The 11,328-nt window shown below is 65.0% G+C and carries 9 protein-coding genes and 4 pseudogenes; 4 read left to right on the top strand and 9 right to left on the bottom strand.

Features of this window, described 5'->3' with window-relative positions:
* Positions 1-132: 132 nt before the first annotated feature.
* Positions 133-900 (bottom strand): annotated as a pseudogene (locus F0Q34_RS14035) (IS5 family transposase).
* A 143-nt stretch (positions 901-1,043) separates the two neighbouring features.
* On the opposite strand from F0Q34_RS14035, the pseudogene F0Q34_RS22655 reads away from it, so the two are divergent.
* Positions 1,044-1,328: pseudogene (locus F0Q34_RS22655) on the top strand (transposase); the annotation flags it as partial.
* Between the two features lie 114 nt (positions 1,329-1,442).
* Positions 1,443-1,904: pseudogene (locus tag F0Q34_RS22650) on the top strand (aspartate/glutamate racemase family protein); the annotation flags it as partial.
* Positions 1,905-2,101: 197 nt separating this feature from the next.
* Here the strand turns inward: F0Q34_RS22650 and F0Q34_RS14020 are convergent.
* The 7 genes from F0Q34_RS14020 to F0Q34_RS13995 all read right to left on the bottom strand — a co-directional run bounded on the left by F0Q34_RS14020 (position 2,102) and on the right by F0Q34_RS13995 (position 8,429).
* Positions 2,102-3,283, bottom strand: coding sequence for an MFS transporter (locus tag F0Q34_RS14020; RefSeq protein WP_206668025.1), 1,182 nt, complete (start codon positions 3,281-3,283; stop codon positions 2,102-2,104).
* Between the two features lie 420 nt (positions 3,284-3,703).
* Positions 3,704-4,948: an MFS transporter gene (locus F0Q34_RS14015; protein WP_149812854.1), complete on the bottom strand. Its 1,245-nt coding sequence runs from the start codon at positions 4,946-4,948 to the stop codon at positions 3,704-3,706.
* Between the two features lie 325 nt (positions 4,949-5,273).
* A complete protein-coding gene (locus F0Q34_RS21825) occupies positions 5,274-5,438 on the bottom strand; it encodes a hypothetical protein (RefSeq protein ID WP_161600879.1) in 165 nt (54 codons plus the stop codon).
* A 237-nt stretch (positions 5,439-5,675) separates the two neighbouring features.
* Positions 5,676-5,987 carry a hypothetical protein gene (locus F0Q34_RS14010; protein ID WP_149812853.1) on the bottom strand — a complete coding sequence of 104 codons (312 nt, stop codon included), beginning with the start codon at positions 5,985-5,987 and terminating at the stop codon, positions 5,676-5,678.
* Positions 5,988-6,253: 266 nt separating this feature from the next.
* Positions 6,254-6,457, bottom strand: coding sequence for a hypothetical protein (locus F0Q34_RS14005; RefSeq protein WP_161600878.1), 204 nt, complete (start codon positions 6,455-6,457; stop codon positions 6,254-6,256).
* 95 nt (positions 6,458-6,552) lie between these two features.
* Positions 6,553-7,524, bottom strand: coding sequence for a Bug family tripartite tricarboxylate transporter substrate binding protein (locus F0Q34_RS14000; protein ID WP_149813013.1), 972 nt, complete (start codon positions 7,522-7,524; stop codon positions 6,553-6,555).
* Positions 7,525-7,559: 35 nt separating this feature from the next.
* Entirely contained in the window at positions 7,560-8,429 is an 870-nt protein-coding gene (locus F0Q34_RS13995; protein ID WP_161600877.1) for an alpha/beta fold hydrolase, read from the bottom strand.
* A 580-nt stretch (positions 8,430-9,009) separates the two neighbouring features.
* Between F0Q34_RS13995 and F0Q34_RS13990 the strand changes: the two are divergent.
* A pseudogene (locus F0Q34_RS13990) lies at positions 9,010-9,216 on the top strand (transposase); the annotation flags it as partial.
* A gap of 557 nt (positions 9,217-9,773) precedes the next feature.
* On the opposite strand, the gene F0Q34_RS13985 reads toward F0Q34_RS13990, so the two are convergent.
* Positions 9,774-10,496, bottom strand: coding sequence for a haloacid dehalogenase type II (locus F0Q34_RS13985; RefSeq protein WP_149812850.1), 723 nt, complete (start codon positions 10,494-10,496; stop codon positions 9,774-9,776).
* 284 nt (positions 10,497-10,780) lie between these two features.
* Here F0Q34_RS13985 and F0Q34_RS13980 point away from each other — a divergent pair.
* Positions 10,781-11,328: Bug family tripartite tricarboxylate transporter substrate binding protein (locus tag F0Q34_RS13980; RefSeq protein WP_277755281.1), on the top strand; the 548-nt coding region annotated here is incomplete at its 3' end.

Here is an 11,328-nt window from a genome sequence, read left to right as displayed (position 1 = left end):
CTGTCTTGGAGGCACAAGCATACTTTATGCCCCACAGACTTTGCGGCGAGAACTAAAAGAAATCCGGTAAGCGCGGATTATCAGATATTAGGAACTGTGTGTTGTCGCTGTGAAGTCGGCTATGGTCTGGACTCATAACCAGTCGCTGACGATGGCGGCGAGCTGGACGGCGGCCAGAGAGTTGGTGGCCAGCTTGTCGTAGCGGGTGGCGATGCGGCGGCCCGAGGCAGCGCCTCGTACCCTTGAGGCGGCAGACCATACGCTCGATGGCGCTGCGGCCTTGGTAGAGGAACGGGCTGAAGCAGCATTTCTAGACCCGGTTCCGCTTTGGGAGAATGTTGGGCACGGCGCCCTGGCTCTGGATCTGCTGACGGACAGCGTTGGTGTCGTGGGCCCGATCGGCCATGACCAGGCTGCCGGTTGGCAGGCTCCGCAACAGCTCCTCGGCCGCGCGGCAATCGGCAGATTGTCCGGGCGTCACCAGGAAGGCGAGCGGACGTCCCGTGCCATCACTCAGGGCGTGGAACTTGGTGGTGCGGCCGCCGCGGCTGATGCCGGTTGCCTGGGCCGTCTGCCCCCTTTGCCGCCGGTGGCACAGCGATGCGCCTTCACGTGGGTGCTGTCGAGCGGCAGCTCGGCGGGCGGCCCGCCTGCGGCGGCCAATGCTTGAAACAGCCTGGTCCAGCCGCCTTTACCTGCCCACCGCACAAATCGGTTGTACAGCGTTTCGCGTGGCCCATGGCTTCGGGGGCATCGACCCAGCGCCCGCTGGAGCGCAGCACGTGGAGGATGCCGTGGATCACCCGCCGGTCATCGACGCGTGGCATACCAAGCGGCTTGCCCGGCAGGAGCCCGGTCCGTCAGCCAGAACTCCCCGCTCCTCGCGCTCTCCCTGACCACCGTCACAAGCAAGGTGAATCATGCAGGGCGCTGGAGCTTAACCCTGTTTATGGGGTCTGATCCTAAGTAGGAAACCTATATAATTCTTTGGCTATACTGGGGCACTTACCTCCTGATCAGGTTTGAACAGTTTGGGAGGGATCATGGCGCGGTTGTTCTGGTTGTCGGATGCGGCTTGGGCGGCGATCGAGCCGTGCTTGCCGCTCGGTTGGCCGGGCAAGCCGCGGATCGACGACCGGCGGGTGATCCACGGCATCCTGCACGTGCTGAAGACCGGCTGCCGCTGGCGCGACACGCCTGCGGCGTATGGCCCGCCGGCCACCGTCTACAACCGCTTCAACAGGTGGTCGCAACGCGATCTGTGGCAGCGGCTGTTCGCCAGGATTGCAGCCTCCAGCGATGTCCCACAGGAACTCAGCCTCGACGGCTCGCACGTGAAGGCTCATCGTTCGGCAGCAGCGGAGAAGGGAGGGAGTGGAGCAGGCACTCGATCGCTCGCGCGGCGGCCGCATCTGGGCGGGCTGCACTCCGCCCGGTGCCTCATGTGGTCCTTCGATTTCGGCGAGATCAAGGCGCTGCAATATGCCGGGCGATGGGACGATGTCGCCGCCGAGATGATCGGTGCCGCCCGCCGCCTGGAGCCGGGTGGGGCCGATTTCGTGGTGATCTGCACCAACACCATGCACCGCATGGCGGATCAGGTGCAGGAGGCCATCAGCATGCCGCTGCTACACATTGCTGATCCCACCACTGAACGCATCAAGGCGGCCGGACTGCGGAAGGTCGGGCTGCTCGGCACTGCCTTCATGGAGCAGGATTTTTACAAGGGCCGCCTGCGGGACCGGTACGGGCCGGATGTGCTGGTGCCCGACAACGAGGACCGGCTCCTGGTGCATCGGGTGATCTATGAGGAACTGGTCCAGGGCCGCACGGAGCCTGTTTCCCGGCAGGCTTATCACGAGGTGATCGCCAGGCTTGTGGAGAACGGCGCCGCGGCAGTGATCCTGGGTTGCACGGAGATCATGCTGCTGGTGCGGCAGGGAGACAGCCCGGTCCCCTTTATGACGCTACCGCCATTCATGCCGAGGCGGCCGTTGCATGGGACCTGTCCGGCTTTTGATCGAGTGCCATGCACCCCCACCCTGAGGATGCATGGCGCGGTGCGCGGCCGACACCGTCGAGCGGCTCCGGTGCGGATCGGTTATTCGGCGGGTGCTCCGGCGCCACTCTTCCCATGGGCCGTCCAGCGATCGCGGAGGGCCACCACCACGGTGAGCATCATGAAACCCGCCGCAGCGCCAAAAACCCAGCGCGGTGCCCCGTGGTCGAGTATCCAGCCGAACAGGAGCGGCCCGATGGCTCCGCCGATGTTGAAGCCGGTGGAAACGATCCCAAAGGTCCGTCCCGACCCTCCAGGAGGGGCTGCCGCCTGCACCATCATGTCCCGCGATGGCGCGATGACGCCGGACAGGAACCCTGCAACGCCGAGAACGAGCATCAGCGTCACCGCCCCGAGGTCGGCGACCGCGACGAGCAGGGTCAGCAGCGCCGTCAAGGCAAAGGCGCTGGCGGCGACGTCGCCATGCCGTCTTGTCCGGTCCGCCAGAAGCCCACCGACCAGGACACCGATGGCACTGAGCATCAGGAACGCTGTCAGGGCGGCATTTGCCTGAGTGAGGGTTACCCCATAGCCGCTGACCAGCGAAGCCACCGAAAAGTTCTGGATGGCCCCGTTCGAGAAGCTGAGCAGGGCGAAGAACACGGTCAGCGAGATGATGGCGGGCGTGAAGACCGACCGGCCAGCCGCGCCTGGGCTGTTCGCCGATGATCTCTGGGCAGGGGCCTGCTCCTGCGCCGTGGGCACGCGCATTGGCAGGATGAAGGCAACCAGCAAAATGCCGGTCAGCCCCACCGCACCCAAAGCCCAACCGGGCCCGGCCAGGAGGGCCAGGCCGATCAGCACCGCGGGAGCAATGGCCGTGCCGAGATAGCCGGCAAAGGTGTGCAGGGAGAAGGCTCGACCCAGCCGCGCCTTGGGGATGCCGGCCGAGAGCAGGGCATAATCCGCCGGATGGAAGGCGCCATTGGCGAGCCCCGCCAGCGCCGAGCCAACAAGCAGCCAGGCGTAAGTCCCGACAAGCCCGATGGAGAGAAAGGCCAACCCTCCCAGCCCCAGGCCGGCCGCGAGCACACGCTGAGCCCCGATCCGGTCCACCAGGAAGCCGATGGGTGCCTGGGCTACAGCCGATACAACATTGAAGATCGTCAGCGCGAGGCCGAGTTCAACAAAACCAACCTGAAGCCCATCCCGAAGGAACGGGAAGAGTGGCGGAAGAGCAAGGATATAGACATGACTGACAAGATGGGCCAGCGAAACGAGCAACAGAAGTCGCGTCGTCCCCGCAGGCCGCTCGCTTCCGAGATGAGGATGCGGGCTTCCATCCACCGCCTCTGTATCGGCCCGACGTGACAACAATGGCTTTTCCTCCCGCATCCTGACCACCCCTGCATCCACTGGGGTTTGCGCATGGCCTGGATGCGTCCCACAGCCAGCATGCCGGTGCAAACATTCCCGGCCGGTGCCGAGAGGAGGGGTTTAAAAATTGCCGATCACTCTCGCGGAGGATAGGTGCCGTTCTCTCCCCATGAAGCCGGGAGATCTATGCAAAGCTTACGGTCGGGCCATTGACCGGAACGGCTAAAGCCGGGCGCAGGTGCGGGATGCGAGCTGCCCCGGCACCATCCAGGCTTGCCAAAGCGACAGGCCCGGAAAGGCAGGCGCCAGTGGCGGCTGATGGCGCTCTCAGCCAATGTTCCCTGGGGCATGCCTCGGCCAGAGATGGGAGCGCCAGGTGCCCAGCACCAGCAAGGTCGCGATGATGCCGATGGCTCCATAGATCGCCGAGGTCGCCGGAAAGCCTAGCCAGTCAATCAGTGGGCCGGAACAAAGCAGCCCGATCGGCAACCCATAAACCGCCAGCGTGCGCATTCCCATGATCCGGCCCCGCAAGGCCGGAGGCGTACCTCGCAGCAGCAGCACCGACATCGGCAGCAGGCACAGCATCTGCGCAATCCCGATCAGCGGCAGCAGCAACAGGCCACCAGCTAGGCTGTCGATCTGGCCGAACAGAACAACCAGCCCGTGCCAGACCACGCTGAAGATCAGCATCATTCGCGCGGGCTGCGCCGCCCTGCCCATCCGGCTGACAAACAGCGAGGCCAGGATGCCTCCTCCTGCAACGGCTGCGACCAGATAGCCAAGCCCCGCCTGGCTGGCGCCGTAGATGTCCCGCGCGATGTAGGGCAGCAGGCCCAGGGTGAAAGGGTAGGCGGTGAGGTTGATCAGAAAGGCCATCAGCATCGCAGCCAGCTGCGGCGGCGCCTGCCAAACGGCCTGCGCCGCTTCCCACAGGCCGCGCAGCGGCGGCGGCACCACGATCCCCTGTTCCGCCACCCGCGTCGCGCTGACGCCCAGCGTCAGCACCATGCCCAGGACGTAGAACAGCACCACCATGATATAGGCCTGTGCCATGCCGAGCACGGCAACGATGCTCGCCCCGGCCAGGGCGCCGCCGATGCGCGCCAGATCCGAAGTGATGCGCGACAGGCTGATGGCGCTGGTCAGCCGGTCCTCGGGCATGGTCTCGCCAATCAGCACGTTGCGGGTGCCCATGTCGGAAGGGCGGACCAGTCCTGCGAGGCCTGCCACCAGCAGCGCCAGAAATGGGGTCAGCGTGTCGGTCAGCACCAATGCGGCCAGAACAGCCGCCAGCAATGCATAGGCCCCGCGCATCAGGCACATCACGTTGCGATGGCCGAACGCGTCGCCCGCCAGACCGAAGAAGGGAGCGATCAGCGTTCCCAGGAACTGCAGGGACCCGAACAGCGTCACCAGCAGGACGGACTCGGTCTGCACCACGATGTACCAGCCGAGGATCAGGGTCTCCATCTCGAAGGCCCAGGAGGTCATCAGGTCCGCCGACCACTGGAAGCGATAGCTGCGGATCGCGAAGGGTGAGTGCGTCCGGACGCGCTGCGCAACGGTCATTCAGCGGAACCCGCCCGAGCGCGGCCGCCAGTGAGCTCTCTTGTTCCGGTCACAACGATCCCCCTTTTCCCTCAGCATCCCCCTGATGATACCCTGCGGCAACCGGCGATGCGGCGAAGCGACACCGTAGCTCCCGTGTTGAGGGATCGCGGCCCGTTGCAGAAGGCGCCATGCACGGAGGAAGAGGTGGAAGGGGAGCCGCCGCGGGCTGCCTCGCCACCAGGGAAGCCATTGATGCCTGACGAGGCGATAGAGTTCATGCCACGCCGCAGGACGCCGGCAAAGGCATTCCCAGAGCGTGCCCGGGTGACGCGTCGGGCTCGGCTCAGTGGGCCGCCATCTTCTGAGCGTAATGGTTGAAGCGCAGCGAAGGCGGATTGGCGCTCCCGGCGACGGCGGACGATGCCGCTCCCCTTGAACCGGGATGATGAATGTCGCAGCGGACGGCGCCGCACAGGCCATCGCCGGTCAACGTGGTGCGCCCGGACATGCTGCCTTCCTTTTCGTCATCCGGGACTGAAGGATCGCCTTGCGCAAGGCAGCCAATTGTATGCCTTAAGTTATGCGTAAACGCCCGCAAAGGTCGAACGCGGAACCTTTGCCAGCGCTATGCAATGCGCAGCTTCCCGGCTGGTTTGATCAACCGGATGGAGGCCGCCCTGATCCGGGCAGCGCTTCATCCGGTTGATCATTTTCATGAGCGGACAGGGAACACCACTCACTTGCGTCAACGTGGAGCCGGACATTCCAGCCCGATCACGGTGAAGCCGTAACTATCCTTTTCCTGGTCACCCGTGGCTGGGCCAATTTGCTTGGCTTCGGTGGAATAGCGCGGGCGGCAACTGGCCAAGCCTCCGCTGGTGTCACCAACATCGATCTCAGAAACCTGCATATTAACTGGCACGCGCCTCTGGGACGTGCCTGTGACTGGCGGTGTTTGCGGATCGATGACACCAGGAGCCTGACTCCAGGCCGGGTTCATTGCAACCATGAGGCCGATCATCGACAGGATGCGAGGGTCGGCAATGCCGTGTTTCATGACAAGCCCTCCTGCACGAAGGCAGACCGGCTGAGACATGGCAATGAAGGCAAATTCCCGGCCTGCCGTGCAGCGCGATGTATGCGCCCTCAGAACGTTTTTTGCACCCCCGTCCTGATCGGCCCATGGCTGCTCCCGGAGTTGTGCGGCTGATTCGATCAGCCGGACGGCTGCTTTACAACTTTTTCGAGAAGCAGGGTGGATGAACCTTGCGGTTCTGTCGCGAAGATTGTCATGGGCTGCAAATGGCCACAACAGAAGGCCGCTTAGGCTTGGATGCCGTGTCCACCGGTACCCTGAACCTGCCCCTTCTTGATCAGCGCCATCACCCCGCAATCCGCGAATGTTCTTTGTGCTGAAAGGCAGTTGCCGAGATTGAGGCCTGGTCGGGCCAGCAGCATGACTCTCCCGTGGCACTGCTCAACGATATTGTTCAGGCATCGGTTCTCCTCGACGACGCACAGCGCCATGCCGCATTTTCGGGAGGACGGGGATCTGGAAAGCATGTCCGCCAGAACCCTTGCACAAGCTGATTGCCTGGCGGCCATCGTGGCGGAAGAACCCATCAGTCCAACCGCGCACCCGAGATGCGGACAAGTTCCGCTTTCGCCGCGAAGTCCGCTGCCACCATCCGCGCCGACTCCTCAGGGGTGGCCGCCTGCACTGTGTAGCCATTCGGGATCAGGTGCCGGTCCCGGATCATCGGCTCCTCCAACACCGCGGCGACGTCCTGTTGAATGCGGGACAGCAGCGCCTCGGGCGTGCCCTTCGGGGCGAACAGCCCGAACCAGGTGCGTGGGTCGATCTCCGGATATCCCGCCTCGGCCAGGGTCGGCACCTCCGGCAGCTGCGGCAGGCGCGTGGGACGGCCCACGGCGAGGGCCCGCAGCGCGCCCGCCGTCAGGAACTCACGCGCCGAGGCCACGCCCGCCAGGGTGCCCTGCACCTCGCCCGTCACCGTCGCCAGCACGGCCGGCGTCAGGCCACGATACGTCACCTGTGCGATGTCCAGCCCTTCGCGCGCCTTCAATGCCTCAAACAGGAGATGAGGTTGGCTGCCGGGGCCGTAGGAGCCATAGTTCAGCGCCCCTGGCCGCGCCCGCGCCGCCGCCGCCAGCCCCGCCATGTCCCGTGCCGGCACCGAAGGATGGATCAGCACCATCTGGTGCACATCCAGCAGGTAGGAAACCGCCACCAGATCCTTCATGGGATCGTGTGGCAACTGGCCGTGCAGGTGCGGATTGGCTGTGATCGAGGCGTCCGATGTCATCAGCAGCACGGTTCCGTCCGGCGCCGCCTTCGCCACGGCATCCGTGCCGGGGATGGTCGCCCCGCCCGGCCGGTTCTCCACCGTGACCGTCTGCCCCCAGCGCGCTGTCAGCCTTTCCGCCAGGACCCGCGCCAGGGTGTCCAGGCCACCGCCCGGCGGATAGGGCACCACCATCCGCACCGGCCTCACAGGCCAGGCCACCTGAGCGGAAGCGGTGGAAGATGCCAGGAACGGCAAGGCCAGGGTGGCACGGCGCGTAAGCGGCATGGCGAGGATCTTCGCGGATTCTGGGCGGCGGCGCATCAGAACAGGTGCCTTTCCAGCGCCGCCAGCGTGGCCGCCGGCGCTTCTAGTTCCGGCAAGTGCCCCACGCCCTCCTGCACGACCATGGCGGCGCCAGGGATGACCTTTGCCAGGGTGTGACTGACCTCGGGCGGGTTGACCCGGTCCTCGCTGCCGACCAGGATCAGGCTTGGCGATGCGATGCGAGGAGCGAAGTCCATCGTGTCCGCCGTGTCGCTCGCGCGGGCGGCGCGCATCAATCCCTTGGCATGGGTGGCGGCCAGCGTTTGCCGTACCCATTCCGCCACGGCCTCTGATGTGCCGGGGGCAACGAGGTTCTGCCATCGCTCCCGCGCCAGGGCCATGCCGCCGGCCGCCATGCTGGCCTGCCGCATCGCCAACATCCGGTCCCGCTCCGCCTGGGGCTTCCAACGCTGTCCCCGGGACGTGCCGAGCAGCGCCAGCCGCTCCACCCGTCCGGGGTGTTCCGCCGCCACCACCATGGCGACAAGCGACCCGAAGGAGGAACCGACAAGGTGGGCGCGCGCGACACCCAGCCCGTCCAGCATCGCCACGAGCACCCTCGCGTAATCCGTCGCCACGGGTGCCTCGGCCGCGAAGTCGGCGGAAAGCCAGTAGCCTGGCGCGTTCCAGGCGATCACCCGTGCCCGGCGGGCCAGTGCCGGCAGCGTGAAGCGCCACCCCGCACTGTTGGCGCCGATGCCGTGCAGGAGCACCACGGTTTCTGGCCCTTCACCCGCTTCCATGAAGGAAAGCCGGCCATGCTCCAGGCCCAACATGGCTGCGTTCAATTCCACGAAACGCGTCTCCGGCAGCGCCGGCGCCGTGCTGCCGTCCGGATGGCGCGACACCGCCTGAAAGCAATCCACCAACATCAAGCTCCTCTCGACGACCCTGGAAGCCGGGATCCTGTCGCTGTGCTCATGAAGCTGCCAGAAACGGCTACGTTAGCAAAGGGCCTGCTGGGTGACATCGGATGCGGTCATCTTCTGCCGGAAGCGCCCGAAATCCATTTTGGAATTCTGGCCGTGCCCAAATCACGCAGCCGCATCTTGACCAGAGGATCTCGCTGGGATGGGCAATGCCGCGCGGATTGGCGGAACCCTGTTGCCGGACAGGGCCGGCGCTCGCTGCTACCGGAAGTGCCGCGCAGCACACCCACCACATCCCAACGAAGCGCACATCATGCCTGCGACATCTCGCGTTGCGCAGCACCTTTCGCCGAGCCCGGACGTCATGTTGGAAAGTGGCCTGACCTGGAACCCGAGATACCCGCCGTGGCCGAGACGACAGCTGAAGGCCGCGAATGCCATTGCCGAGGTTGCGCAGCTTACGGCCACTGAGCAAGGCCGCAGCTCCTGTGGCAGCTCCGACTTAACATGCGCCGCCATGGCCTTCGGCTTGCTCGCCACCTTGAACGGACGCTGAAAAGAGGGGGTCCATGGTAGAGAGCAAGATCTACGTGAAGCACTTGGCCGGTCTCGCGGCGGCCGTGGCACCAAGGCTTGCGTAATCGCCGATGGGCGCGGACGCGCCATCGCCTTTGCTTTCGCGCCTGGCCAAGCGCATGAACTGCCGCTCGCACCTGGTCTGCTCAATGGCTTACCGGACGTGCCAGGCTGGATCATCGGTGACCGCTGCTATGCCTCCGAGGGAATGGATCCGCTCCTGCATTACCTCGCCCTCGGCGAAGTTGAAGGGCGCAAGATCTATCGCGCTGTCGGCTCGGTGGTAAGCAATGGCTCCGACCGTCAGTTCTACTTCCTGTGCAATCCCGATGTCGTGGCTGCGGGGCTTGATGCGCAAGCTCACCACCTGGCCCTTGGCCGGTCGGAGCAGCGGGACCCGGATGGCTATCTCGACATTGGTGGCTACCTGGCCATGTATGCCGATAGCGGAGCTGCCGGTGTTGATCCCCTACAGCATTACCTGAGCTTCGGATGGCGCAAAGAACGCGATCCCAGCGCGGAGTTCGACACCAGGGCGTATCTGGCTGCGAACCCCGATATCGCCGCCGCATGAGTTTCGCCAATGAGGATTGGACCTAACTGGATTTCCGGAAGGCGCTGTTCATTGACAGATCGGAACATCATGCGCCCGGAGCGCCATGCGCCGGCAGGCTGTTCCTGGCATAAAGCGGCGGTGATCTCCACCGTTTCGAGCCGGCTTTTGCAGGAGGGTTCGTGCTCAACCCCGAAGAGGGATGCCCACGCTCAGAGACCCAGCTGTTCCGCCAGATCTTCCATGTCGGCCGCCACCACGTCCCAGTTGCTTTCCGCCCGGAGATCGGTCGCTTGAGCGGGCCCATGCTCGGTGGATCGGGGGATGAAGGCAGTCCGCAAGCCACACCGCCGCGCGGCGGCCAGATCCCCATTATGCGCGGCGACGAGGCAGATCTGCGCCGGCTCCAGCATCAGCACCTCGGCGGTTCGCAGATAGGCCTCGGGTGTCGGCTTGTAGGCTTGCGCGACCTCGGCGCCGAGGATGGTGTCCCAGGGCAGGCCAGCGCGCTTGGCCATGTCAAGCATCAGCCGGATATTACCGTTGGAAAGAGGAGCGATGATGAAGCGGCGTTTCAGGCGCGTGAGGCCGGGAACCGAATCCGGCCAGGGATCAAGGCGGTGCCAGGCAAGGTTGAGCGCATCCAGCTCGGATGGCGGCACAGCGGCGGCGTCGATGCCGAACTGCGGCAGCACGGCTTCCAGGTTCTCACGGTGCAGCACGTCCAGGCGGGTGAAGGGGCGGCGGCCTGAGCGCACTTCCTCCATGGCGGGAGAATAGCGCTGACGCCAAGCATCGGCAAAGGCGGCAGGGTCGGTCCCCGGTGCGTGGCGGGCGAGAAAGGTGCCGGCATCCCGTGCAACCCCGCTTCGCCAATCCACCACCGTGCCGAAAACATCGAAAACAAGCGCCTGGACACTCGCCAAGGACTGCATGCCATTTTTCCTGCTCACCAGCTCGCATCGGCCAGTGGACCGGCGCCCCCGGGGCATGTCAAGCCAGGAACTCCGGCCCGGAAGGCCTCCAACAGGAAGAAGAAGCGTCCATCCAATGGCTTCTTCCGTGCGGCTTTCCGTCCGCGGCACCTCCTGAAGGCAGGCGGCGGCAGCCTGAACGCCGCGGCATAAAAATGGCGGCGGCATCTGCCCATTGATGGCCATTCATGAGACGATTCCGGTCCTTTGACTGAAGTGTCATCCAACAAGATAAGGACGTCTTGATGCTCTCGCGTCGTTTGCTGCTAGGATCTGCCGGTGCCGCCGTTATCTCGGGCGCGGCCAGCGCTCAGGCCAATTATCCCAACCGCCCCATCCGCCTTATCTGCCCATACCCCGCGGGCGGCGCGACGGACGTGTTGACGCGCATCCTGGCGGACGGGCTTCGCGAGCGACTGGGGCAGGCCGTCGTTGTCGAGAACCGGTCCGGCGCGGGCGGCAATATCGGGGTCGATGCCGTGGCGAAATCCGTGGCCGATGGCTACGTCCTGGGCACGGCGCCTGTCGGCAACTTCGTGATCAACCCCTTCCTCTACCGCGACATGCCCTATGATCCGGCGCGTGACCTCACCGCCGTCTCGCTCGCCTTTGAGGTACCGAATGTGGCGGTGGTGGCCGGAAAATTCGTGCCTGCCAAATCAATGGGTGAATTCCTCACATGGGCCAGGGCGAAGCCGGGCGGGGTTGTTTACGGCACGTCCGGCGTGGGCACCTCGGCTCATCTTTGTTCAGAGTTGCTGTTCAAGCGCGCCGGCGTTCCGTGCACGCATGT

The sequence above is a fragment of the Teichococcus oryzae genome (assembly GCF_008386565.1).
In the GTDB taxonomy this organism is placed as follows: domain Bacteria; phylum Pseudomonadota; class Alphaproteobacteria; order Acetobacterales; family Acetobacteraceae; genus Pseudoroseomonas; species Pseudoroseomonas oryzae.
This window is presented reverse-complemented; position numbering and strand designations above follow the sequence as displayed.